At 72.5% G+C, this 23,355-nt stretch carries 20 protein-coding genes; 8 read left to right on the top strand and 12 right to left on the bottom strand.

The features are described 5' to 3' along the window. Positions 1–14: 14 nt before the first annotated feature. Together ACFY2L_RS13070 and ACFY2L_RS13065 are read right to left on the bottom strand one after the other, a co-directional pair. A complete protein-coding gene (locus ACFY2L_RS13070) occupies positions 15–974 on the bottom strand; it encodes a V-type ATPase subunit (RefSeq protein ID WP_390822305.1) in 960 nt (319 codons plus the stop codon). Next, positions 974–1,435, bottom strand: coding sequence for a hypothetical protein (locus ACFY2L_RS13065; RefSeq protein ID WP_390822304.1), 462 nt, complete (start codon positions 1,433–1,435; stop codon positions 974–976). Before ACFY2L_RS13065 ends, ACFY2L_RS13070 begins: the two co-directional genes overlap by 1 nt. A gap of 176 nt (positions 1,436–1,611) precedes the next feature. Here ACFY2L_RS13065 and ACFY2L_RS13060 point away from each other — a divergent pair, with 176 nt between their 5' ends. Then, positions 1,612–2,472, top strand: coding sequence for a CBS domain-containing protein (locus tag ACFY2L_RS13060; RefSeq protein ID WP_390657020.1), 861 nt, complete (start codon positions 1,612–1,614; stop codon positions 2,470–2,472). Positions 2,473–2,498: 26 nt separating this feature from the next. Here ACFY2L_RS13060 and ACFY2L_RS13055 read toward each other — a convergent pair whose 3' ends face one another. The 6 genes from ACFY2L_RS13055 to ACFY2L_RS13030 all read right to left on the bottom strand — a co-directional run bounded on the left by ACFY2L_RS13055 (position 2,499) and on the right by ACFY2L_RS13030 (position 9,322). Then, positions 2,499–2,750, bottom strand: a complete 252-nt coding sequence (locus ACFY2L_RS13055; protein ID WP_390822303.1) for an acyl carrier protein — start codon at positions 2,748–2,750, stop codon at positions 2,499–2,501. Further along, positions 2,747–4,198: a 2-oxo acid dehydrogenase subunit E2 gene (locus ACFY2L_RS13050; RefSeq protein ID WP_390822302.1), complete on the bottom strand. Its 1,452-nt coding sequence runs from the start codon at positions 4,196–4,198 to the stop codon at positions 2,747–2,749. The genes ACFY2L_RS13055 and ACFY2L_RS13050 overlap by 4 nt, the downstream gene beginning before the upstream one ends. Beyond that, a complete protein-coding gene (locus ACFY2L_RS13045; RefSeq protein ID WP_390822301.1) occupies positions 4,198–5,196 on the bottom strand; it encodes an alpha-ketoacid dehydrogenase subunit beta in 999 nt (332 codons plus the stop codon). Before ACFY2L_RS13045 ends, ACFY2L_RS13050 begins: the two co-directional genes overlap by 1 nt. Positions 5,197–5,198: 2 nt before the next feature. Continuing rightward, positions 5,199–6,278 (bottom strand): pyruvate dehydrogenase (acetyl-transferring) E1 component subunit alpha, encoded by a 1,080-nt coding sequence (gene pdhA / locus ACFY2L_RS13040; RefSeq protein ID WP_390657016.1) that lies wholly within the window; start codon positions 6,276–6,278, stop codon positions 5,199–5,201. After that, positions 6,275–8,065 (bottom strand): acetate--CoA ligase, encoded by a 1,791-nt coding sequence (gene acsA, locus ACFY2L_RS13035; RefSeq protein ID WP_390657015.1) that lies wholly within the window; start codon positions 8,063–8,065, stop codon positions 6,275–6,277. The genes pdhA and acsA overlap by 4 nt, the downstream gene beginning before the upstream one ends. A 387-nt stretch (positions 8,066–8,452) precedes the next feature. Then, the gene (locus ACFY2L_RS13030) at positions 8,453–9,322 is read right to left on the bottom strand and encodes a universal stress protein (RefSeq protein WP_390822300.1); all 870 of its coding nucleotides are present in this window, start codon (positions 9,320–9,322) and stop codon (positions 8,453–8,455) included. Positions 9,323–9,525: 203 nt separating this feature from the next. Between ACFY2L_RS13030 and ACFY2L_RS13025 the strand changes: the two genes are divergently transcribed. The 4 genes from ACFY2L_RS13025 (at position 9,526) to fdhF (ending at position 15,759) form a co-directional block, all read left to right on the top strand. After that, positions 9,526–10,347 carry a universal stress protein gene (locus ACFY2L_RS13025; protein WP_390822299.1) on the top strand — a complete coding sequence of 274 codons (822 nt, stop codon included), beginning with the start codon at positions 9,526–9,528 and terminating at the stop codon, positions 10,345–10,347. A gap of 356 nt (positions 10,348–10,703) precedes the next feature. Then, a complete protein-coding gene (locus ACFY2L_RS13020) occupies positions 10,704–11,162 on the top strand; it encodes an Hsp20/alpha crystallin family protein (protein ID WP_390657011.1) in 459 nt (152 codons plus the stop codon). 233 nt (positions 11,163–11,395) lie between these two features. Next, complete coding sequence (locus tag ACFY2L_RS13015) at positions 11,396–13,081, top strand: NAD(P)H-dependent oxidoreductase subunit E (RefSeq protein WP_390822298.1); 1,686 nt, start codon at positions 11,396–11,398, stop codon at positions 13,079–13,081. Next, entirely contained in the window at positions 13,078–15,759 is a 2,682-nt protein-coding gene (fdhF, locus tag ACFY2L_RS13010) for a formate dehydrogenase subunit alpha (RefSeq protein WP_390822297.1), read from the top strand. The genes ACFY2L_RS13015 and fdhF overlap by 4 nt, the downstream gene beginning before the upstream one ends. A gap of 148 nt (positions 15,760–15,907) precedes the next feature. Here fdhF and ACFY2L_RS13005 read toward each other — a convergent pair whose 3' ends face one another. Continuing rightward, on the bottom strand, positions 15,908–16,327 hold the full coding sequence (locus tag ACFY2L_RS13005) for a CBS domain-containing protein (RefSeq protein ID WP_390822296.1): 420 nt from the start codon (positions 16,325–16,327) through the stop codon (positions 15,908–15,910). A gap of 494 nt (positions 16,328–16,821) precedes the next feature. Here ACFY2L_RS13005 and ACFY2L_RS13000 point away from each other — a divergent pair, with 494 nt between their 5' ends. Continuing rightward, positions 16,822–17,031 carry a hypothetical protein gene (locus tag ACFY2L_RS13000; protein ID WP_390657007.1) on the top strand — a complete coding sequence of 70 codons (210 nt, stop codon included), beginning with the start codon at positions 16,822–16,824 and terminating at the stop codon, positions 17,029–17,031. Positions 17,032–17,251: 220 nt separating this feature from the next. Here ACFY2L_RS13000 and ACFY2L_RS12995 read toward each other — a convergent pair whose 3' ends face one another. Then, entirely contained in the window at positions 17,252–18,394 is a 1,143-nt protein-coding gene (locus ACFY2L_RS12995) for a site-2 protease family protein (RefSeq protein ID WP_390822295.1), read from the bottom strand. Between the two features lie 259 nt (positions 18,395–18,653). On the opposite strand from ACFY2L_RS12995, the gene ACFY2L_RS12990 reads away from it, so the two are divergent. Next, the gene (locus ACFY2L_RS12990) at positions 18,654–19,679 is read left to right on the top strand and encodes a 6-phosphofructokinase (RefSeq protein ID WP_390657005.1); all 1,026 of its coding nucleotides are present in this window, start codon (positions 18,654–18,656) and stop codon (positions 19,677–19,679) included. Between the two features lie 90 nt (positions 19,680–19,769). Here ACFY2L_RS12990 and ACFY2L_RS12985 read toward each other — a convergent pair whose 3' ends face one another. Beyond that, a complete protein-coding gene (locus ACFY2L_RS12985; protein ID WP_390657004.1) occupies positions 19,770–20,657 on the bottom strand; it encodes a universal stress protein in 888 nt (295 codons plus the stop codon). Between the two features lie 249 nt (positions 20,658–20,906). Here ACFY2L_RS12985 and ACFY2L_RS12980 point away from each other — a divergent pair, with 249 nt between their 5' ends. Then, positions 20,907–21,959, top strand: coding sequence for a class I fructose-bisphosphate aldolase (locus ACFY2L_RS12980; protein ID WP_390657003.1), 1,053 nt, complete (start codon positions 20,907–20,909; stop codon positions 21,957–21,959). A gap of 153 nt (positions 21,960–22,112) precedes the next feature. Here ACFY2L_RS12980 and ACFY2L_RS12975 read toward each other — a convergent pair whose 3' ends face one another. Beyond that, entirely contained in the window at positions 22,113–23,270 is a 1,158-nt protein-coding gene (locus tag ACFY2L_RS12975; protein WP_390822294.1) for a hypothetical protein, read from the bottom strand. Between the last annotated feature and the right edge of the window lie 85 nt (positions 23,271–23,355).

The following is a 23,355-nucleotide window of genomic DNA, read 5'->3' as shown; positions in this document are numbered from 1 at the left end:
CGGGAACCGCCGCCTCAGCGCGGGGCACCGAACACCTCCGCGGTCCAGTCCCCGGCGCCGCCGCCCCGCGCGGCCAGCTCCAGGGCGCCGCGGGTCCGCCACGCATCGGCCGACAGCAGTGCCACGGCCCCCACGACCGGCTGCGGACCGAAGCCGGCCCGGCGCAGCAGGTCGCGGCCGTCCCGCTCGACCGCGTCCCACCAGCGTGCTTCCGCCCGCCACAGGTCCGCCGCCTCACCGACGTCGGCGAGCAGCCATCCGGCGGCGGCCGGCAGCGCCTGCCGGAAGTCGGCATACGTTCCCGCGCCGAGCGCTCGCCGGCCGAGCAGGCGGGCCGCCCGGCGGGCGGAGAGGTCCGGCAGCCGACGGCCGACGACGAAGACCTCACGGCCGACGAGCAGGGCGAGCCGGGCCGCCGCCCAGCGCCCCGCATCGGGCACGGCGGCGGCGAGCCGTACGGCGGCGGAGACGCGCATGCCCGTGGCGACCGCGGCCGGCGAGTCGCCCCCGGGGTCGCCCCAGGCGGAGGCTGCCAGCGCGGTGCGCAGCTCAGACGGCGAGCGGGTGCGGGCGAGCCGCGTCCAGGCGACCGCCAGCGCGCCCAGACGGTGGGGCGGGGGGTGAAGACGTTCCGTGCCCGGCTGTCGCGGGCCGGCCAGGAGTTCGCGCAGTCGGTGCTCGGTGTTGGAGATCTCGAATCCCGCGGCGAGGGCCCGGACCGCGTGGGCGCCGGTGGCCGGCTGCCAGCCGGCGAGGACTCGCAGATGCCACAGCAGTGTCGTCGACACCGCACGCTGGGCTTCCGCGAGTGTGGCGCCCGGCGTGACATCGTGCCGGTACGGGGTGGCCGCCAAGTAGCGCAGGGCTTCGTCGAGTTCGCGGGACGCGGCCACCTGCCCGGTGCCGTCGGCGCCCAGGCACCTGGTCCGCAGGGCCCGTGCCCGGGTCACGCCCGCGACCCAACCGGCGCCCATCAGGAACCGCCTCCCCGGCCTTTCGGCGTCCCATCCGCCTCGAGGTCCTCCTGCACGAGGGCGAGCACCCGGTCGACGAGCGCGGGTGTGCGGCTTCTGGCACGGTCGCGTACGGCGACCGCCTCACGTTCTGCTGCGGCGAGGAGCGCCGCAGCCTCGCCCTCGGCCGCACGGGCAGCCTGCTCGGCGGTACGCGCCTGTACCTGGCGGGCCTGTTCACGCGCGGTGGCCACGATCGCCTCGGCCCGCTGCGCGGCTTCCTGCCGGCGCGAGGTGGCGGTCGCCTCGGCCCGTTCGCGTATGCTCCCGGCTTCCGCCTCCGTCTGGTCGAGCAGGGCCAGGGGTGGCGCGAGTTCGGCGCGGAGTTCCGCTGAACGGTCCGTGGGGACACCGGCCGGTGCGGCGCGGCCGGGCGAGGCTGCCGGCCGGAACCGCGTCAGAAAGTCCCGGAAACCCGTCACACGCTCTCCTCCAGGTGGGCTTGGGGCCCCGCTTCCCAGTCTCCCCGGTGGGCGGTGACCTGTCGCGTCGCGCCTGGCCCACCAGTCCCCCACCAGGGCCGCTCGGCCCAGAGGCCGCACGGGTCGAACGATGCGAAACTGATCCGGTAGGCGGACGGCGTCCCCGGGAGGCAGCCGTGAGCGACTTCGAGCACATTTCTGCGGAGAAGGAAGCCCGCCGTGCCCAACCGGGCCGTCCCTGGACACCCCAGGAGGAGCCCCGCCAGGAGGCTCTGCGCCGCTACCTCGCGGCAATCGCCGGCGCCGCGTCGGCGAGGACCGCCGAGGAGTCCGAGCGCCCCCACGGCGCGGCGGGTTCCGAGGCGCCCCCCACCGCCGCGCCCCGGCCGCCCGCCCGGGAACCGGCCGTACCGCGCGTGCGGGACGTCATGCGGGTGCCGGCGGCCTCCGTCCCCGGTGACATGCCGTTCCCTGACGTGGCCCACACACTGGCCCGGGAGCAGGTGAGCGCCCTGCCGGTGGTCGACGCCGACGACCATGTGATCGGTGTCGTCTCGGAGTCGGATCTGCTGGCCAAGGCCGCCGTGATGGCGGAGCCCCGTCGGCACGGAGCGGTCGGCAGGCTGTGGCAGCACCGCCTGTACGACAAGAGCCACGGCGACACGGCCGCCACGTTGATGACCTTCCCGCCCGTCACCGTCCACCCGGAGCAGAGGGTGGCGGACGCGGCGTGGACCGCCGCGCACGGCCGGCTGAAGCGGCTGCCCGTGACCGACCATCACGGTCGGCTCGTCGGCGTGGTGAGCCGACTCGATCTGCTGCGTGCCCTGATCCGCGACGACGCCGACATCCTCACGGAGGTCGAGTCCCTGGTCGGCCGGCATCTGCTGGATCCGCGCGGTGTCGAGGTCGCGGTGGAGCACGGCGTGGTGACCGTGTCGGGGAGAGTGGACAAGTCTCTCGTCCCCGAACTGCTCGCCTCGGTACGGGACATCGACGACGTGGTGGGTGTCGTCGACAACACCGAAGCGCTCTGAGCCGCTTGCGTCCGCGGGGGCGCGCGTCACCCCGCGCGGGCGACGAGGAAGTCGGCGCTGCCGGACAGCGTGGCCAGCCGCGGCGTGTCCTCGTCGTCGATGCGGATGCCCGTGCGTTCGCTGAGCACCTCGACGAAACTCAGGAAGTCCAGGGAGTCCATCTCCAGTACGTCACGGAACGCGTCGTCGGGCCTCAGGGCGGCGACGTCCGCGTCCGGAACGACCCGGGCGATCGATTCCCTCACCATGTCCAGTGCGTCGGTCCGGTCGATGTTCACAGCTGCTCCGGGTTCTGCAGGAGGCGGGTGACCGCCGTGAGGTAGCGGGCTCCGACGGCGCCGTCCGTCGCCCGGTGGTCGGCCGAGAGGGTCGCCGTGACCACGGGCCGCACACCCAGCAGGCCGTCGACGGCGCACGGCCGGTCGACCAGCCGCCCGAAACCGACGAGGGCCACCTGCGGTGGGTAGATCACTCCGAACACGGTCTCCACGCCCTGATCTCCGAGGTTGGTGACCGTGATCGTGGCGTCCGACACCTCGGATGCCCGCAGTCTGCCCGTGCGGGCCCGGGTGACGAGGTCTTTCAGGGCCGCCATCAGCTGCGGCAGCGCCAGAGTGTCGGCGTGGTGCAGTGCGGGGGCGACAAGCCCTCCGCCTCGCAGGGACACGGCCACGCCGAGGTGTACGCCCTCGCCGCCCGTGAAGTGGTCGTCCGTCCAGAAGCCGTTGAGCTCGGGGACCTCCCGGGCGGCCAGGGCCCCCGCCTTGAGGAGCAGGGCGGCGGGGAGCAGCCGTTCGCCGACCGGGCTGCGCCGGTTGTGCTCGTGCAGCCAGTCCATGGCGGCGCCCATGTCCACGGTCGTGGAGAGGTAGTAGTGGGGGATCTCCCGGTTGGCGCGGCTCATCAGACCGGCGATCGCGCGGCGGACGGCCGGCCCCCGGTCCTGCGGGAGGCGCTCGGCGGCCGGGCGAACCGTGGGCGCGCCGGCGTGGGCGCTCGGGGCCTCGGCCGCCGGACCGGGAGCCGCACGGCGTACGTCTTCGGCGCGGACCGCCGAGTGCTTGCCGGTCCCCCGCACCGTGGTCAGGTCGACGCCCAGTTCGGCGGCCAGCCGCCGGGCGAGGGGGGTCGCCCTCAGGCGCGATGGCGGGGACGTGACGAGGGCGGCCGCCGCTTCTTCGACGTCGGTTCGGGTGACGCGTCCTCCGGGTCCGGAGCCGTGCAGCGTTTCCAGGTCGACACCGCTCTGCTCCGCGAGGTGCCGGGCCAGGGGGCCCGCTTCCAGGTGACCGCCCTGTCGAGCGGTGGACGGCACCGGGGCCGGGACCGTGGCCGGTTCGGATGGCGCGGGCGGGGGCTTGGACGGCTCGCCCTTCTTCGGTGTGCGAGCGGCCGCTCGTCGCTTCTCCGCCTTGGCTTGTCTCTTCTCCGCCTTCGCGTTCCTCTTCTCCGCCTTCTCCGGTTCTTCCGGCGCCTCGACGGGCTTCTCCGTCGTCGTCCCGATCAGTGCGAGCGGTGTGCCCACCGGCACCGTCGTACCGGGCTCGACGAGCAGCCGGGCCACGGTTCCGGTCTCGAAGCACTCCACCTCGATGGTCGACTTGGCGGTTTCCACGACGGCGACCGGATCGCCCTTGTGGACGAGGTCACCGGCTCCCACCAGCCACTCCAGGAGCGTGCCCTCATCCATGTCGGCGCCGAGGGACGGCATGGTGAACTCGGCCATCAGTCCACCGCCCGGCGGGCGGCCGCGACGATGTCGGAGGTCTGCGGCAGGGCGGCCTCCTCCAGCCGTCGGGCGTACGGCATGGGCACCTCCGCGCTGCAGACCCGCTCCACTGGGGCGTCCAGGTCGTAGAACGACTCCTCGGCGATGCGGGCGGACACCTCGGCGGCGAGGCTTCCCGTTCGCCACGCCTCGTCGACGACCACCGCATGGTGGGTACGGGCCACGGAAGCCGCGACGGCCTCGGCGTCGAGGGGCCGGAGCGAGCGCAGGTCGATCACTTCGGGGCTGATGCCCGCGGCGGCCAGCTCGTCCGCCGCCGCGAGGGTCTTGGGCAGCGAACCTCCGTAGGTGATCAGGGAGATGTCCGTGCCGGGTCTGCGAATCGCGGCGTGGACCAGGTCCACGGGCGCGGTGGCCGGGAGGAGTTCGCCGGAGACGTTGTAGAGGCTGCCGTGCTCGAAGATCAGTACGGGGTCGGGGTCCGCGAGTGCGGGGGCCAGCATGTGGCGTGCGTCCTCGAGGGTGGCGGGGGCGAGGACACGGATGCCGGGGATGTGCGCGTACCAGCCCTCCAGGCTGTGCGAGTGCTGCGCGGCGAGCTGCCGCCCGGCGCCCGTGGTCATGCGGATGACCAACGGCACGGCCAGCTGGCCGCCCGACATGTGCAGCAGCGTGGCGGCGTTGTTGAGGATCTGGTCGAGGGCGAGCAGGCTGAAGTTGACGGTCATGATCTCGACGATCGGCCGCAGTCCTGCCAGGGCGGCGCCGATGCCGGCGCCCACGAACGCGGACTCCGACAGCGGTGTGTCACGGACGCGTTCGGGGCCGAACTCCTCCAGCAGACCGAGGCTGACGCCGAAGCATCCGCCGTAGCGGCCCACGTCCTCGCCCATCAGGAAGACGCGGTCGTCGGAGCGCAGGGCATCCCGGAGTGCCTCGCGCATCGCTTCCCGGTAGGTCGTCTTCGCCGCCTCCGGCCGCTCGCCGTTCCCCATGGTCAGCTCACCTCCGCCGGGGCGCTGGTGACGTGGTGCAGGAGATGCTCCACCGGCTCCTCGGGCGCCTGTTCGGCCGCCTCCACGGCGTGGTCGACCTCCGCGGCGACCCTGCGCTCCATTCCGGCGAGTGTCTCGTCGACCGGGTCGCCGTCCTCGCGCATGCGGTCGAGGAGCCGGTTGATCGGGTCCTGGTCCTTCCAGCGCTCGACCTCCGCCTTGTCGCGGTACCGGTCCGGGTCGTACATGGAGTGGGCGCGGAAGCGGTAGGTGCGCAGTTCGAGGAAGTGCGGCCCGGCACCGGCCCTGATGGCCTCGGCGGCCCGGCGGGCGGCCTGTTCCACGGCCTCGACGTCCATGCCGTCGACGGCCCAGGCGACCATGCCGTACGAGGCGGCCCGCATGGCCAGGTCGGTCTGCGCCTCGTGCCGTTCCAGGGCCGTGCCCATGGCGTAGAGGTTGTTCTCGCACACGAGCAGCAGGGGCAGTCGCCACAGGGCCGCGAGGTTCGCCGTTTCGTGGAACTCGCCCTCGGCGAAGGCTCCGTCGCCGAAGAAGCAGCAGGTGACGCGGTCCTGTCCGCGCATGCGGTCGGCGAGCGCGAGGCCGGCGGCCAGGGGAAGTCCGCCGGCGACGATCGCGTTGCCGCCGTAGAAGCGCCGGCTCGCGTCGAAGAGGTGCATGGATCCGCCCCGGCCGCCGCTGCAGCCGGTCGTCCTGCCGTACATCTCGGCCATGACGGCTTCGGCCGTGATGCCGCGGGCCAGGGCGTGGCCGTGTTCGCGGTAGGTGGCGACGATCGCGTCCTCGGGTGTCAGGGCCTCGTTGACGCCGACGGCGACGGCCTCCTCGCCGATGTACAGGTGGACGAATCCGCGGATCTTCGTGGCGCTGTACAACTCGACGCACCGCTCCTCGAAGCGCCGGATACGGAGCATGGACTCCAGCAGGTCCGTCCGGTGCCCGTCGCCCGTCGTGCTCTGCGTCTTCTTCTTGGTCGTCTTCCTGGTCGTCACGTTCTTCTCGCCGGACCTGCGGGGCGCCGGGTCCTGCCGCGCGTGGCTGGGGCGGGCCAGGCTCATGAGGATCCCTCCAAGGTGGACAGGTCGCCCGTGGGCAGGCCGAGTTCGCGTGCGCGCAGCAGGCGGCGCATCACCTTCCCGCTGCGGGTCTTGGGCAGGTTCTGGTCGAACGTGATCTCCCTCGGTGCGACGGCGGGCCCCAGTTTGCGGCGGCCGAAGGCCAGCAGCTCCCGTTCCAGATCCGGGGTCGGGAGAACACCGGGGCGCAGCGACACGAAGGCCTTGACGATGCTCCCGGCGACCGGGTCCGGCCGTCCGATCACCCCGGCCTCGGCCACTGACGGGTGCTCCATCAAGGCGCTCTCCACCTCGAAGGGCCCGATCAGATGGCCGGCCGACTTGATGACGTCGTCGGCGCGCCCCACGAACCAGTACCAGCCGTCGGCGTCCCGGCGGACCAGGTCACCGGTCAGGTACCAGCCGTCCGCGAACGCGGCGTCATAGCGCTCCTTGTCGTGCAGATAGCCGCGGAACATCGACGGCCAGCCCGGACGCAGGGCCAGCTCGCCCTCGATCTCGGCGCTCGACACCTCCTTCACCCGGCCGTCGGTGACCAGGGCCCGGCCGTCCTCACCCTGCTCGAGCACGGTCGCCTCGACGCCGGGCAGCGGCCGCCCCATCGAGCCCGGCCGGATCTCGCAGGCGGCGAAGTTCGCGATCATGATGCAGCCGGTCTCCGTCTGCCACCAGTTGTCGTGCACCGGCAGGCCCAGCACGTCCCTGCCCCACACGACGGCCTCCGGGTTGAGGGGCTCGCCGACGGAGGCGATGAAGCGCAGGGCCGACAAGTCGTGGGAGCGCGGCAGGTCGTACGGACCCTGGCGCGGTGTGGCGCGCATGAGCATGCGCAGGGCCGTGGGAGCGGTGTACCAGACACCGACCCGGTGCTCGCCGAGGATCCGGTACCAGCGCCGGGCGTCGTAGTCCCCCTCGTCGACGACCACCGTCGCGCCGTGGACGAGGGGCGCGATGATCCCGTAGGACATGCCGGTGACCCAGCCGGGATCGGCGGTGCACCAGTACACGTCCTCGGGGCGCAGGTCGAGGGCGAACGCGGCCGTGGCGTAGTGGGCGACGACGGCCTCGTGGACGTGGACCGCGCCCTTGGGGGTGCCGGTGGTGCCGCTGGTGAAGTGCAGCAGGGCCATGTCGTCGGGCGAGGTCGGCGGGATGGTGAAGGTGTCGGCAGCGTCGGTCATCAGGGCGTCGAAGGAGGTGGTGCCGGGCAGTTCCGCGGCGCCGGGCCCCACGATCAGGACGTGTTCCAGCCCGGGAACGGACGCGCGGCGCTCGGCGACCTTGCGCCGGTAGAGAGCCGCCGTGGTGACCAGGACCCGTGCGTCCCCGAGGCGCAGCCGCTGGGCGACCGGGTCGGGGCCGAAGGCGGAGAAGAGCGGGCAGACCACGCTGGTGTTCTTCAGCGTGCCCAGCACCGCGGTGTACAGCTCGGGACAGCGGCCGAGCAGGGTGAACACCCGGTCGCCGCCGCCGACACCGAGCGAGCGCAGGACGTTCGCGAAGCGGGCCGTACGGCGGGCCAGTTCCGCGTACGTGACGGTGGTTACGGAGTCGTCCCGCGCGACGCAGCGCAGGGCGGCCTTGTCCGCGTCGTCGGAGCTCGCGTGCCGGTCGACCGCCTCGTGGGCGATGTTGAGCCCGCCGCCGGGCAGCCCGTCCAGCTCGGCGCGGGCCTGCCGCCAGGTGAAGTCCGAGCGGGCACGCTCGTAGTCCGCGAGACGGGGCGGGACACCGGACGTGGTGTCCTTGCGGATGGTTTCCCAGTGCATCGGTTCTCCTCCCGGCACTGCGCCCCCGCCCGCATTCTGGCCGAGGGACCGGCCGCCGGTGCGGCGTGGACCCGTGACCGAGGACCGTTCCGCGCTTCACCTCGGGGAGCTCTCCTCGCAGGAAGCGCAGGTCGCTGCCGCAGACGGTGGGGGCGTCCACACGCACGATCGCGTCGGCCGTCTCCTCCGTCGGGGGGCCCGTGACGGTGTCCCGGAAGAGGTGTCCCGGGCCGTGATCGACGAGCGCTCGCACAATGCTCACTCCCTCGCTCTGCCTCACCTCCACGGTCACCCCGGCGGTACACCCCGGCAACACGGGCCTCCCCGAGACATCGGGGGCGAAGCGGCGGTTCCACGCGCGGTGGCCGCCTGCCGTGGTGGCCGGGCTCAGTCATGAGGGACGACGGCGACGGGGCACCGTCCGTGATGCAGGGCGGCGTGGGCGACGGGACCCAGGTGGGGAGCCACGCCCTGCCGGTGTGCGCGCCGGCCGACGACCAGCAGTGCGGCGCCTTCGGCGGCCTGTACGACGGCCTTGGCCGGGCTCGCCAGACGGATGCTGTCCACCACCTCCACCCGCGGGTACTTCTCGTGCCAGGAGCGGAGAGCCCTGCCCAGGTCCTCACGCGCGTCCTTCGTCAGCTCTTCGCTGACGCCGTGGTCCGTACCCCAGGGCATGCGCGCGTGGAGCGGCACGCTTCGGCCATGGACCGCGAGGAGCGGAAGACCCCTGGCCGCAGCACTGTGGAACGCGAAATCGAGCAGGTCGTCGCTGGAACCGTGGAGTTTCAGGGCCACCACCACACGGCTCGCGGGCGCGGGGTGTGCGCCCTCCTCTCGGTTCTCGGCGCGGACCATGATCACCGGCCGCTCCGCCCGGGCCACGACGGGCATGCTGATGTCGCCCATGAAGTAGCTCCCGACGGACTGCAGTCCCCGCGAGCCGAGCACGAGCATCTCCGACTCCGACGCCGCCCGGAGCAGGGCGTTCTGGGCGTCATCGGCCACCAGGCTCTCGACGACGGTCAGATCGGGATGGCGGGCTTGGAGTTCCGCCCGCGCGCTGTGGACGAGACGCTTCGCCCAGTAGTTCTGATCGACTTCCGAGGGAACGCGGGCGGGCTCCGGGGCGAGCAGGGGCCACGCGTGCAGCAGGCGCAGCGTGAGCCTGCGCTTCTCGGCCTCGTCGGCGGCCCAGTGGGCGGCCGCGAGGCTCTCGGGTGAGCCGTCGAGGCCCACGGTGACGACCGGTTGCATGGCGGCGGCCTCCGTCTCGTACGAAGCTGGATACGACGGTGGGTGACGGTGAACGAGTCCGACCGCGTGCCGGGTCCGGACGTCGCCGGCATGCCGAGCGCGGTGCTCCTCTCCTTCGAGGAGTACCCCAATCCCCGCCCCCGCGCATGGGCAGCCGTGGAGGAGGAGGCGCGTGGCACCCGCCTCGAGAGGAGACAGCTGCGGTGGCGGTTTCCCTGGTGGTCGGCGTCGACGGGTCCGAAGCGAGCCTGGAGGCGGTGGACTGGGCTGCCGACGCGGCGGTCCGGCACGGCGTACCGCTCCACCTCCTGCATGCGACGGCCGGCGAACCCGAGGCGTCCGACGTGATCGGTGCCGCCTCGGAGCGCGCCGGGGCGAGAGCCCCCACGGTCGGGCTGTCGAGCGAGGTGCTGCACGAGGACGCCGCCTCCGCCCTCGTCGACAGGGGCCGCGACGCCTTCGCCCTGGTGCTCGGGGCGAGAGGACTCGGAGACCTCGCCGACATGCTCCTGGGCGCGGTCAGCCTGGCCGTGGCGGCCCGGGCGGACTGCCCGGTCGTGGTGGTACGCGGGACCGCAGAGCACCGGAACGGCCGGTTCGGGAACATCGTGGTGGGTGTCGAGGAGGGAGAGGGCAGCGGCACGGCCTTGCAGTTCGCGTTCCGGGAGGCCCACGTGCGGAGCTGCCGTCTGACGGCGGTGCACGCCTGGAACCCGTCGTCCAGGGCTCTGACCCCGCGGCCGGGTCGGTCGTGGTACGCCCTGGAGGCGCACCGGCGCCCGCCGTCCCAGGTGCTCGACGACGCCCTGCGCGGTCTGGCGGAGCGGTATCGCGACGCCCGGCCAAGCTCCACGGTGATCGAGGGCCCGGCCCGCCGAGCGCTGCTGGACGCAGCGGCGGAAGCGGACCTCCTGGTCGTCGGCGCACGCAGACGACACGGGCATCCGGGCCTGCAACTGGGCCTGATCAATCACGCGCTGCTGCATCACGCGCCGTGTCCTGTCGCGGTCGTGCCCCAGACATGACCGACATGACCGCGGCCTGCGGAGACTGGTCCCGGGCCCGTCCGGCAATCTGTGGGCCCGGGCCGGAAGTCGGACCGGCAGGGACCTTCGGCCCTGTGCTCCGGGAGCGGTGCCGTTCGACGGTGGGAGCGGATGGCGGGGGACGGCCGACGAGTCGCTGGAGGCCGAGTCATGAGCACGCACGGTTCGCCGTACACGTCCGGTCCGCCGCCGGGGCGCGGCCCTGGCCCGTCCTCGGGCGCGGCCTCCCTGCGGCGCGCGTCCGACAGGTTCGAACGCTGGTTCCGCCGCGTCCTGATCGTCGTCCTGCTCCTCGCACATCGACCGCCAAGGCAGAAGTCAAGGAGGGATCAGCCATGACACATCCCGCACGACACAGCAGAGGGGGGCTCCCGGCCGCCCTGCGGGAGTTGGAGGACCTGCGTACCAGGGTGGACCAGCTCATGCACGCCGCCTTCCCGGGCGGCGGCTTCCCCGGGTTCGGCGGGGCCGAACCGTGGGCACCTCTGGCCGACATCGAGGACACCGAGGACGCCTACCTGGTGGAACTGGAACTGCCCGGAGTGGACAAGGACCAGATCACCGTGGAGGTCGCCGAAGGCGAGCTCGACATCCACGGCGAGATCAGGGAAAAGGAGCACACCGGGACGGTCCGGCGGCAGACCCGCCACGTCGGCCAGTTCGACTACCGCACGATTCTGCCGCCGAACTCCGACACGGAGCACATCAGCGCGGATCTCACCAACGGAGTCCTCACGGTGAAGGTCCCCAAGACCGAGAAGGGCAAGGCTCAGCGCATCGAGATCACCGGCTGACCGCTCTGTCGGCCGACGGCCGTGCGGGAGCCGGTCGGACAGCTTCCCGGCGATCGGTCCCGTGCGGCCGCCAGGGACGCCCGGCCCCGGTGACGTCACCCGCTGGAGCCGGCGGGTCGCCTTCCACCGAGGTGCCTTTCCAGGGGCGTTATGGGCGGCGATGAACCGAGCGTCCTGCGGCCGGCGCCGTGAGCCGGGATGCGGTCACGTCCGGCCACCGCCACGATGAACACATGGTTCCCGTCGGACCTGCCGACCGTTTCGACGCGTTCCGGGCCTTGGCCGGCCGGCAGGGGCGGGCCGGAGCGAGGCTGATCGAGTCGCTGGCCGAGGCCAGGGCCACCACCTCGGACGGCCCGGAGGTCTGGGCACCGTCCGTGGGCGCCCGCGCCGGACTGCCCGGCGCCGCCGCGCTCGGACCGGCCAGTTACTACTCCGACCTCGCGGCCCCGCACGGCCGCCGTCACGTCCGGGTGTGCGCCGCGACGGCGTGTTTCGCGGCGCGGGCCGGACGGCACCTCGTGGACGTGGAGGACGAGCTGGGGGTCACCCCCGGCACGACCTCGCCGAACGGTGACGTCTCGGTACAGACCGTCCGCTGTCTCGGCTACTGCTACACGGGGCCTGCGGCGCTCGACGGCGACGTACCGTGCACCGGTCCCGGCCTCGCCGCTCAGCTCGCCGGGCGGGAGCCGCCGAGGGCACCGGCGATCCCCGCGAGCGACGACACCGGCGACCCGGTCCTGCTGGGCGGTGTGCTGGCAGGTGAGCCCGCGTGGCAGACGTGGCCGGCGACCGTGACGGCGGCCTCTCCGCACGACGTATGCCGGGAGGTGGCGGTGTCGGGGCTGCGGGGACGAGGTGGCGCGGGTTTCCGGGTGGCGGCGAAGTGGGAAGCGGCCGGCGGCGCGCCCGGCACCGTGGTGGTGGCCAACGGCGACGAGGGCGATCCGGGATCGTACGCCGACAGGTTGCTGATGGAGGCCGACCCGGGGCGGGTGCTGGAGGGGCTGGCCCTCGCCTGTTTCGCCTGCGGCGCCGGCCGGGGCGTGGTGCTGGTGCGCTCCGAGTACCCGGCCGCTCTGGCGCGGATGCGCGAGGCGGTGCGTCAGGCGTACGCCGAGGGTCATCTCGGCCCGTCGGTGCACGGCACGGCCACCGGCCTGGACATTCAGGTCGTCGAAGGCGCCGGCTCCTACGTCGCCGGTGAGGAGACGGCGCTCATCGCGGGGCTGGAGGGCGGTCGCGGCTGCGCCCGCTCCCGGCCTCCGTATCCGACCGAGCGTGGCCTGTGGGACGCGCCGACCGTGGTCAACAACGTCGAGACCCTGGCGGCCGTCCCGTGGATCGTCCGGCGCGGCGGCGCCGCGTACGCGCGGCGCGGCACGCCCGCCGAGGCGGGGACCAAGCTGGTCTGTCTCTCCGAGCGGTTCGCCCGGCCGGGCTGTCACGAGGTGGAGATCGGCACGCCGGTACGGCGGATCGTCACCGATCTCGGCGGTGGTCTCAGGGACGGGGCCGAGTTGGCTGTGCTCCAGGTGGGCGGGCCGCTGGGCGGCTTCCTCGCCCCCGACGCGCTCGACGTCCCCCTGTCGGAGGAGGCGCTGTCGGCCCGGGGGGCCGCCCTGGGTCATGCCGGTCTGGTCGCCTTCGACCGCCGCATGGCGCCGCAGGAGGTGTTGCGGCACGTGTGGGAGTTCGCCGCGGCCGAGAGCTGCGGTGCGTGCTCTCCGTGCCGGGTCGGCACGCGCCGCGGCCTGGAGTGGGCGTCCGCCGGCGCGCCGCCGGGCCGGGAGTGGGAGCGTCTGTCCCGTGTGCTGGTCGAGGCGAGCCTGTGCGCCTTCGGGCGGCGGATCCCGCCCGCCGTGCGCAGCCTCGCCCGCGCCTACGGGGACCGGCTGGCGGGATGGGCCCCATGACCGGGATCGAGGTCGACGGCGTCGGCCTTGAGGTGCCCGAGGGGGCGTCCCTGCTCACGGCGGTGCGGGCGGCCGGGACCGAGCTGCCCGCGCTGTGCTCCGACGACCGGCTCAGCCCTGCCGGGTCCTGCCGTACCTGTCTGGTGCTAGCGGACGGGCGGGTCGTGGCGGCGTGCGTCACCCCCGCCTCCCCCGGTGCCCGCGTCGAAACCGCCACCGACGATCTCGCGCGCCTGCGCAGGGACGCGGTGGAGCTCATCGCCTCCGCGCTGCCGTCCCGGGCACTCACCGTCGACAACCCGAGCGAACTCGCCCACGCCTGCCGGTCCATGGGCATCGGCCCGGAGGCGGCGCGGGGGGCCGACGACCGGGGCGAGGACGACTCCCACCCGTACGTCCGTCTCGACCGGGACCTGTGCATCGCGTGCGGCCGGTGTGTGCGGATGTGCTCCGAGGTACAGGGCACCTTCGCCCTCACCCTGGTCGGCAGAGGCGGTGACACGGTCGTGGCCCCCGGGGCCGGCGGAACCTGGGCCGAGTCGGACTGCGTCGCGTGCGGCGGCTGCGTCGACACCTGCCCGACGGGGGCGATCACCCAGCCGGGGCCCGCCCGCGGACTCACCTCCGGCATGCGCCCCGCCGCCGCCAGGACGCTCACCACCTGCGGCTATTGCGGGGTGGGCTGCACCCTCGACGTGGTCACCCGGGAAGGAGAGATCACGGCGGTACTGCCCGCCAGGGACGGCCCGGTCAACCAGGGGCACGCATGCGTGAAGGGCCGCTTCTCCCACGGCTTCCGTACGTCGCCCGAACGGCTCACCCGGCCGCTTCTGCGGCGCGGCGGAGTCCTGGAACCAGTCGGCTGGGACGAGGCGCTGGCCCACACCGCCCGGGAACTGCGCGGGGCCGTCGGGGCCGGCGGCCCCGACGCCGTGGCGGCGATCTCCTCGGCCCGAGCCACGAACGAGGACAACTACCTGGTCCAGAAGTTCATGCGGGTCGTCCTCGGCACCAACAACGTGGACAACTGCTCCCGGCTGTGCCACTCCCCGTCCGCCGCCGGCCTCACCGCGTCCTTCGGCCTCTCCGGCGGCACGGACAGCTTCGACGACGTCCAGCGCGCCGACTGTCTGCTGGTGGTCGGGGCGAATCCCGTCGAGGCCCACCCGGTGGTCGGAGCGCGGCTCCTCAACCACGTGCTGCACGGGGCCGCGCTGGTCGTCGCCGACCCGCGCGCCGTCGGCCTCGCCCTGCACGCCGACGTACACCTGCGGCCCCGCCCCGGCACCAACGTGGCGCTCTTCCACGGACTCGCGCACGTCCTGCTCGCCGAGGGTCTGGCGGACGAGGAGTTCCTGCGCGAGCGGGCCACCGGTCTGCCGGAACTCGTCGCGCTCCTGGAGGACTACCCACCCGATCGGGTCGCGGACATCACCGGTGTGCCCGCCGAGGACCTGGTCGCCGCGGCCCGCCTGTACGGGAGGGCCGAGCGGCCGGCCATCGTCTACGGCCTGGGCGTCACCGAGCACCTGCACGGCACCGACGGCGTGCGGTCCCTGGCCAACCTGGCGATCCTGTGCGGCGCCGTGGGAAGCGAGCGCGGCTACGGGGTCAACCCGCTGCGCGGCCAGAACAACGTCCAGGGCGCCTCCGACATGGGCGCGTTGCCGGACGTCCTGCCCGGGTACGGCAAGGTGACCGACCCCGCCGTCCGTTCACGCGCCGAGGACGTCTGGGGCGTACCCGTGCCCGAGCGGCCAGGACTACGTATCCCGGACATGTTCGCCGCGGCACGAGCCGGAGACCTGCGGGCGCTGTGGGTCGTCGGCGAGGACGTCTGCGCCACCGATCCCGACACCAGCCGGGTCACGCAGGCTCTGGACGTCTGCCCGTTCGTCGTCTGCAACGAGTTGTTCCTGTCCGAGACGGCCCGGCATGCCGACGTCGTGCTCCCCGCCGCGTCCTGGCTGGAGAAGGACGGCACCTTCGTCAACTTCGACCGCCGGTTCCAGCGGGTCCGCCCCGCGGTGCCCCCGCCCGCAGAGGCACGCACCGACTTCGACATCGTGCGGGCCCTCGCCGCCGCCATGGGAGCCGACCTCGGCTGCGCGACTCCCGCCGAGGCGCTCGCCGAGTGCGGTCGGCTCGCCCCCGTCTTCGCCGGTCTCTCCCACGACCGGCTGGACCGCGAGGGCGCCGTGCCATGGCCCTGCCCCGACCCCGGACGGCCGGGCGAGGCCAAGCTGTACACGGAGCGGTTCGCCACACCGGACGGCCGGGCCCACCTCACCGCCGCGCCCTACCTCCCGCCCGGCGAGCAGCCCGACGACGACTACCCCCTGCTCATGGTCACCGGGCGCCGCTGGGCGCACTACAACTCCGGCGGCATGACCCGGCGCGGCGGAAACCTCGCTCTCGATCCGGTCGACTTCCTCGACCTCCACCGCGACGACGCCGACAGGTACGGCGTGCGCGACGGCGAGCGGGTCACGGTGGAGAGCCGGCACGGCCGGGCCGTGCTCGTCGCCCGCATCGGTGAGCAGATGGCCCCCGGCCAGGTCTTCTGTTCCTTCCACTTCCCCGCGAGCGGGGTGAACCGCCTCACCTCCGACCATGCCGACACCGTCACCTCCTGCCCCGAGTACAAGGTCACGGCGGTCCGGATGGCGGTGCAGTGACAGCGGCGGTCCGAGGCGCGCGGCGATGAGCAGCGAGGCCGCGACCGGCGCTCCGAGCGCTCTCCTTCATGCCCGTCCGGCCTCGGTGACAAGGACCGGGGCTCCCCTCACGGCCCCCTGACCTGGACCAGGGCCGAGACGAGGATCGTCAGCGGGCTGCGCAGACGACCTCGACGAAGTGGCCCACCTGCTCCTCCGGAAGGTGGCGGGCGAGGTCGGCCTCGCTGATCATGCCGACGAGGCGATGGTCGTCGACAACCGGCAGCCGGCGGATCCTGTGTGCCTCCATGGCCCGGAGTACCTGGCCGGCCTCGGCCTCGGCGTCGATCGTGACCGGCTTGCCCTGCTCCAACTGGCCCGCGGTCATGGTCCTGGCGTCCTTGCCCCTGGCGAGACACTTCACCACGATGTCGCGGTCCGTGATGATCCCGTGGAGCCGGTCGTCCGGCCCGCAGATCGGCAGAGCCCCCACGTCCAGTTCCTTCATCCTGCGCGCCGCGTCCAGAAGTGTTTCATTCTCCTGGACGCAGGTGGCTCCGGCGTGCATGATGTCCCGGGCAGTGGTCATGGTCGTCTCCTTCGGGCGTCGCTGCCGGCGCGGGGAGAGCCCATGGAGTCTGGCCATCCCCCCAGCCGGTACTCCTCCAGACCAGTGTGAGCGGGTGGCATTACGTGCGCATGCCGAGGAACGGGTGGACACGGCCTGCTGCTCGTCGCCCCGTGCTCCGGCTGCCGACCCGTACCGTCCGCCCTAGCATGGAGCCCATAGGACGGGGAGAAGAAGGTCTCCGCTTGCGAGCCACCGCCGCGACTGCTGGCGGACGCCGTCGAACAAGCACACTCGCGCTCTGGCCACTTCCTCTGAGGGAGCCGACTGCTCCTCGTGCCGCCCCTTCCCGCAGGCAGGTGTGCCGTAGGACTGCCGGAGGTGGCGCTCGACCGGCTCCCGCACGACATCCGCGCACCCCTCTCCAGCCGACCGCCCGACCGGTCTTCCCTCCCCACGGCACAGGGGTGCCGGTCCTGTACCCGGTCCGTCACCGCCTCGTAAGGGAGCACGACATGACGCAGAGCCACTCCCCCCAGCCTGATGCCGCGGCGGGGCCTGAGGCCCGGCTGAGCCGGCTGGAAGCACAGGTCGCGACCCTGGCCGAGGCCGTCCGGGCGCTCGCCCAGGGCCTGGAGAGCATCCCGTCGGAGGACACTCCGCCCGAGGAAGCGGCACGCGGCGCGCGACTCGCCCACGAACTCCTGCTCTCCAAGGGTCTGTAGGACACGTCAGGCACTCGAGACGACGGAGCTGACCGCGAGGGCCGGCACGGGTGACGTACCGGCCGAAACCGGGCGTGGCCTCCGCGCCGACGACAACCGCCCCCGGACCTGCGGCGTGCTCACGCTCTGCGAGGTCTCCGCGGGGAGCCTCCGCCCTCGTCGGCGGGTGGAGAGGCGTTGCTGCCCCTTCGTGGTCTGCCGGGCGGTGTCCCGGACACGGTCACGGGCCACCGCGCTGCCCGGGAGCGGTGTTCATCAGCCAGGTCACGGTGCGGCTGACGTCCGAGAGCGAGACGATCCCCACCAGCCTGCCGTCTTCCACGACCAGGACCCGGTGCTCGGCGCCCGGCTCCATGCGGGGCAGCAGATCCGCCAGCGGGCCGTCCGGGCCGACCACCGTCGCCCGCGACAGCGGCACCATCACCTCCCGCACCCTCACCACACCGGCCGCGGCCTGCGGCACCTTCCGGGCGCTGTCGAGAGTCACCAGCCCGATCGGGACCCCGTCCTCGATCACCGGGAACGCCGAGTGCCGGTAGCGGAAGCGCGAGCCGGTGAGGAATTCGGCGACCGCGGTGTCCGCGGGAACCGTCAGAGGTTCCGGCGTCATGGCGTCCCGCACCGGTACACCGGCGAGCACGCCGCGCAGCTGGGCCTGCTGTCCCTCGGCGGTGGCGGTCGCGATGAGGAACCAGCCGATCAGTGCCAGCCAGAGGCCGCCGAACGCGGCGCTCGTCAGGAATGTGATCACACCGAGCGTCACGAGCAGCCACCCGAAGACCCGCCCCGCCGCGGTCGCCCCGGCCGTCGCCCGAAGCCGGTCCCCCGTGCGCCACCACAGGAACGCGCGCAGCAGCCTGCCTCCGTCGAGCGGGGCGGCGGGCACCGAGTTGAAGACCGCGAGCAGCACGTTGATGCCTGCGAGCCACGCCACCATCTCCACCACGATCCCGGACGCGGACGCCAGGTCGAGCAGCCAGGCACCGAGCGCGAAGAGCCCGCCCAGCAGCAGGCTGACGAGGGGGCCGACGCCGGCGATTCTCAGCTCCGCTCCCGGGCTGGACGCCTCCGTCCTGAGCCGTGCCGCTCCGCCCAGCAGCCACAGCACGATGTCGTCCACATCGACCCCGTTGCGCCGGGCCACGACGGCGTGCGCCAGCTCATGTGCGAGCAGGGAGGCGAAGAAGACCACAGCGGTACAGAGGCCGGCCGCCCAGTACACCGCCCAGGCGCGCCCCGGATGCGTCTCCGGGAGGCGGCCCTGCGCCAGGCCGAACGCGATGATGCCGAAGATGAGCAGCACGCTCCAGTGCACACCGACCCGGATGCCCGCGATCCGTCCCAGAACGAACGTCGCCCTCACAGCGCTCTCCCAATCTCTCGCTGCGCGGATCCTGATCTCTCGCTGCGCGGATCCTGCCCACTTCCAGTAGACCTTCGGGCTCCCGGTGTCGCGCGCCGGCCGGGCCTGGAGGCGTGGTGAACCCCGGCGTCCGTCGAGTGGCCGCTGCGGACCGAACGGGGGGACGCTGGAAGCAGGCGATCCATGGTCCCGGCAGCGGGTCCTGTGTCGCCGAGAGGGCCGCGACTGCGCGGGCCGTCCACCGGATGGGAGTGAACCCATGAGGGTCGGAGTACTGACCGGCGGCGGTGACTGCCCCGGCCTCAACGCCGTGATCCGCAGTGTCGTCCGCAAGGGCGTCGACCACTACGCCTTCGAGTTCGTCGGGTCGCGGGACGGCTGGCTCGGCCTGCTCCAGGACAACGTCATCCCCTTGGACATCGCCGGTGTACGGGGAATCCTCCCGCGCGGCGGAACCATCCTCGGGTCCTCCCGCACCAACCCGTTCACCCATGAGGACGGGCTGCGACGTATACAGGACACCCTTGCCGCGCACGACGTGGACGCGCTCGTCGTGATCGGCGGCGAGGACACCCTCGGCGTGGCCACCGAACTGAGCCGCCGGGGAATCGCCCTGGTCGGCGTGCCGAAGACCATCGACAACGACGTCTTCGGCACCGACTACACCTTCGGCTTCGACACCGCGGTCGGCATCGCGACCGAGGCCATCGACCGCCTCCACACCACCGCCGAGTCGCACATGCGCGCCCTGGTGGTGGAGGTCATGGGGCGGCACTCCGGGTGGATCGCCCTGCACGCCGGCGTCGCGGGCGGGGGCAACGTGATCCTCATCCCGGAGCGGCCCTTCGACATCGATCAGGTCTGTGAGCAGGTGAAGAACAGATTCAAGATCAACTACGCGCCGATCGTCGTGGTGGCCGAGGGGGCCGCTCCGAAAGAAGGGCAGTTGGTCCTCAAGGATCAGTCGCTGGACGAGTTCGGCCATGTGCGGCTGTCCGGCATCGGTGAGTGGCTGGCTCGGGAGATCTCGGAGCGCACGGGCAACGATGCCCGTACCACGGTGCTGGGGCACATTCAGCGAGGTGGCACCCCGAGCGCCTTCGACCGCTGGCTGGCCACGCGCTTCGGGCTGCACGCCATCGATGCGGTCAAGGACGGTGACTTCGGCGTCATGGTCGCCCTGCAGGGCACCCGGATCGTCCGCGTCCCCCTCGCCGATGCCACGGCGAAGACCAAGCTCGTCGATCCGTCGCTGTACGACGAGTTCGAGGTGTTCTTCGGCTGACCGGCCCGCCGCCGGCCGACGGACCGCGCAGGCCGTCCCGCGGGCTCGCTGCCGGATCCGTCGATCCGCCGGTGCACCGCTGGACGGCCGTCATCCGGCGTACGGTACGACCGCCACCGGGCAGCGGGCGTGGTGCAGTACGGCGTGCGTGACCGGGCCCAGCCGGCCTTCGGCGGCCTGGGGATCGGTGCGGCGGCCCACGACGAGCAGGGCTGCTTCCAAGGACGCGTTCACGAGTGCTTCTGCGGGCTGGAGCAACATGACGTCGGTGCGGGCCGTCACGCGAGGGTACTTCGCCTGCCAGACGCGCAGCGCGTCCGAGAGCCGCAGCACCTCCTCGTCCTCCCACCTGGCACGATCCCCTTCGGTCACCACCAGCGTCCGCGGAGAGACCGCCTCGGCAGGAAACGCCCATGCCTGGACCACCCGCAGACGTGCTCCACGCTCCTCGGCGGCAGAGAAGGCGAAGTCCGCCGCCTCCCCGACCGGGCGACGCGCATCGAACCCCACCACCACCTGGGCAGCGCCGGCGTCCGCGCGTGTCCCCTCCCCGAAGGCGCTGGGCCGGCGCGGAACGAGGACGACGGGGCACGGGGCCGCCGCCGCCATCCGCAGCGCCACCGAGCCGACCGCGAGACCGTCGAAACCACCCGTCCCCCGTGTGCCGACGACGAGCAGCCCGGCGTCGCGGGCGGCAGCGAGAAGGGCCGTGGCCGGGGCGTCGTCGGCCTGCTCGCCCCGCAGCTCGACATCCGGGTAGCGGTCGACGAGCTCGGCGGCCATGCGCTCGAGCACGCGCGCACCCATGTGACGCATCCGGTCCAGAGCTTGGCGGGGCACGACATCGCCCGGAAGCGACGGAACGGCATGGAACAGGCGCAGGGGAACGCCGCGCAGCACGGCCTCCCGCGCCGCCCAGTCGGCTGCCGCCGAACTTCGTTCGGACCCGTCGACGCCCGCCAGCACGGGGTGACTCATCGTGTCCTCCTTCGCCGGGCACGCACCTCGACGGGCGCCACACCGCCCTGCCTCGCCTCTTCCACTGTTCCACGGCAGGACCACTCCGGCCCCTGGACCGGCACCAGGGCGAAGGACCTCAGCCCTGCGTGCGGCCGGGCGGCGCCCGGAGAAGGGCACCGAGACGGCGTGCGGATTCTCGCGTGGGCCCGACGGTCGGGGGAACTCGGGGCCCGTCCGGCACTTCCGAACGACCGGAGAGGTGCGCCGATGACGGACATCCAAGGCTTGCTGGGCGACGAGGCCGCAGATCTGCTGACCTATACCGCCCAAGGGATTCCCAAGGAGGACCTGGTAGTCCCGGGTCCTGACTTCGTCGACCGGACCGTGGCCGCGACCGACCGCTCGCCCCGGGTGCTGCGCAACCTGCAGTCCCTCTTCGACCACGGCCGCCTGGCGGGCACGGGCTACGTGTCGATTCTGCCGGTCGACCAGGGCATCGAGCACTCGGCGGCGTCGGCGTTCGCCGCGAACCCCCGCTATCTCGACCCCAGGAACATCGTCGAACTCGCCGTCGAGGGCGGATGCAACGCCGTCGCGAGCACACTCGGCGTACTCGGGGCGGTGTCGCGGCGCTACGCGCACAAGATCCCCTTCGTCGTGAAGCTGAATCACAACGAGCTTCTGACCTACCCGAACCACTACGACCAGATCATGTTCGGCGATGTCGAGCAGTGCTTCGAGCTCGGTGCCGTCGGCGTGGGCGCCACGGTCTACTTCGGTTCGGAGCAGTCGGACCGCCAGCTGCAGGAAGCCAGCGCGGTCTTCGCACGGGCCCACGCCCTGGGCATGTTCACGGTGCTGTGGTGCTACTTGCGCAATGCGGCGTTCAAGAAGGACGGCGTGGACTACGCGGTATCGGCCGACCTCACCGGGCAGGCCAACCACCTCGGTGTGACCATCGAGGCCGACATCGTCAAGCAGAAGCAGGCAGAGAACAACGGCGGCTACCCCGCACTGGACTTCGGCAAGACGGACAAACGCCTGTACGACAGGCTCACCACCGACCACCCGATCGACCTCACCCGCTGGCAGGTGGCCAACTGCTACATGGGCCGGGTGGGACTCATCAACAGCGGTGGCGCCTCCGCCGGTCAAGGGGACCTCGCGCAGGCCGTACGGACAGCGGTGATCAACAAGCGGGCCGGCGGCACCGGGCTCATCACAGGCCGCAAGGCCTTCCAGCGGCCCACCGAGGAAGGCATCGAACTCCTCCACGCTGTCCAGGACGTCTACCTCGACAACAGCGTCACCGTGGCCTGACCGAATTTCACCAACGCACCGGAACACGCACGGCCGCTGGAACCGGCCGACCCAGCCCTTGAGCCCCCGACCTGCGATTTCCTCGCGGGTCGAGGGCTCGGGGGGGGGGACGTGAGGGTCAACGCCTCAGGAGGCCGCCGTCCGGGCGCCGCCCTACTTCTTCGGGGTGAACAGGAGCAGGCGGTCCAGGAGCAGTGAGGAGAGTGCGGGGCGGGTGAGGGTCTTGGGCTGCATGTAGGCGCGGGCGACGACCTGGAGCGTGCTCATGTCGACCGGCCTGGTGCCGCCGTATCGCGCGCAGTAGTCGGTGTGGGTGGACGGCAGTTCGGTCACGTGCGGGCCCCTCGGTCCGGTCTTGCCGGCCCGGCTGAAGGCCCAGGCGTAGAACTTGTCCGCGTTCGGCTGGTCGCGGATGAAGTCACGTGCGCTGCCGCGCAGTTCGCCGTGGTTCTTGGCCGCCAGGGACACGGCCGCCTTGGCGTCGGCGTAGACGGTCACGCTCGAGTAGCTGGCCTGCCGGGTGGCCACGTGGTTCGTGCCGTAGGTGACCAGGAAGGACCCCTTCGGCAGTTTGAAGCTGGGGCTGAGCGGGTCGTCGGCGTCGTTGGACAGGGCGTCCACCCCTGGGCGGGTGGGCGGATCGGTCAGCAGCTTTTCCTGCAGGCCCGGATACGACTCCTCGAAGCCTCTCCGGACCACCAGGTCGCGCGCCTTGAAGCCGGGATAGGCCTTGACGATCCGTCGGCGCAGGCGTTGCAGTGTCGGGTTGAGGTCGAGTTCGGTGGCCCCGGTGCCGGAGACGCGCAACGGGGGAACGGGCAGGGGATCGGGTGCGTACACCGGCTTCGTCTGGTCTGCGGAACCGCCCTTCGGCCGGACGCGGAAGACGTGGAGCGGAGGCGCGGCGCGATAGCGGTCGAGCGCCTTCTTGAAGCCCGGCTCGGGGGCGATCGTGCGCACGCCGATCAGGAACTGGTCGGAGCCTTTGCCGAGGCCCAGCCGGAACATGGCGGGCGGAATCGTCATGTTGTTCGTCGAGCCCCGCAGCCCGGCGGCGGCCAGCATCCTGTCCACCTTGGCCCGCGTGCGCTTGTGCCCCGTGACCACGAGGGCGAACGGTCGGTTGAAGGGCGTCGAGCCGGTCGTGCGTACCGTCTTGTTGTTGATCGGGTCGCCCACGGAGGGCCACAGGAGCGGGCCGGTGGGCAGGGCGCCCCTCATCATGGTGAGGTCGAAGGAGAAGTACGCTTCCGGCGGTGGCGTCCTCCCGATCATGACGATCGCCTCGTCCTGTCGGAGACGCCACGTCACGGGTGGGTTGGTGTTGGGCGCCTGCCCTGGTACCTCCGGCAGCCTGGTGACGATGTAGGGCGACTGCGGATTGGGCCACAGGCCG

Source organism: Streptomyces sp. NPDC001381 (assembly GCF_042895685.1).
GTDB lineage: Bacteria > Actinomycetota > Actinomycetes > Streptomycetales > Streptomycetaceae > Streptomyces.
Note: the sequence above shows the minus strand (reverse complement) of the source record. Positions and strands in the feature narration are given on the sequence as shown.

What these genes read in the sequence shown, in the direction of transcription:
- ACFY2L_RS13045 (WP_390822301.1), bottom strand. Translation starts at nt 5,196, where the DNA reads ATGGGGAACGGCGAGCGGCCGGAGGCGGCGAAGACGACCTACCGGGAA.
- pdhA (WP_390657016.1), bottom strand. Translation starts at nt 6,278, where the DNA reads ATGAGCCTGGCCCGCCCCAGCCACGCGCGGCAGGACCCGGCGCCCCGC.
- ACFY2L_RS13005 (WP_390822296.1), bottom strand. Translation starts at nt 16,327, where the DNA reads ATGACCACTGCCCGGGACATCATGCACGCCGGAGCCACCTGCGTCCAG.
- ACFY2L_RS13070 (WP_390822305.1), bottom strand. Translation starts at nt 974, where the DNA reads ATGGGCGCCGGTTGGGTCGCGGGCGTGACCCGGGCACGGGCCCTGCGG.
- ACFY2L_RS13050 (WP_390822302.1), bottom strand. Translation starts at nt 4,198, where the DNA reads ATGGCCGAGTTCACCATGCCGTCCCTCGGCGCCGACATGGATGAGGGC.
- acsA (WP_390657015.1), bottom strand. Translation starts at nt 8,065, where the DNA reads ATGCACTGGGAAACCATCCGCAAGGACACCACGTCCGGTGTCCCGCCC.
- ACFY2L_RS12990 (WP_390657005.1), top strand. Translation starts at nt 18,654, where the DNA reads ATGAGGGTCGGAGTACTGACCGGCGGCGGTGACTGCCCCGGCCTCAAC.
- ACFY2L_RS12985 (WP_390657004.1), bottom strand. Translation starts at nt 20,657, where the DNA reads ATGAGTCACCCCGTGCTGGCGGGCGTCGACGGGTCCGAACGAAGTTCG.
- fdhF (WP_390822297.1), top strand. Translation starts at nt 13,078, where the DNA reads ATGACCGGGATCGAGGTCGACGGCGTCGGCCTTGAGGTGCCCGAGGGG.
- ACFY2L_RS13015 (WP_390822298.1), top strand. Translation starts at nt 11,396, where the DNA reads ATGGTTCCCGTCGGACCTGCCGACCGTTTCGACGCGTTCCGGGCCTTG.
- ACFY2L_RS13000 (WP_390657007.1), top strand. Translation starts at nt 16,822, where the DNA reads ATGACGCAGAGCCACTCCCCCCAGCCTGATGCCGCGGCGGGGCCTGAG.
- ACFY2L_RS12980 (WP_390657003.1), top strand. Translation starts at nt 20,907, where the DNA reads ATGACGGACATCCAAGGCTTGCTGGGCGACGAGGCCGCAGATCTGCTG.
- ACFY2L_RS13020 (WP_390657011.1), top strand. Translation starts at nt 10,704, where the DNA reads ATGACACATCCCGCACGACACAGCAGAGGGGGGCTCCCGGCCGCCCTG.
- ACFY2L_RS13030 (WP_390822300.1), bottom strand. Translation starts at nt 9,322, where the DNA reads ATGCAACCGGTCGTCACCGTGGGCCTCGACGGCTCACCCGAGAGCCTC.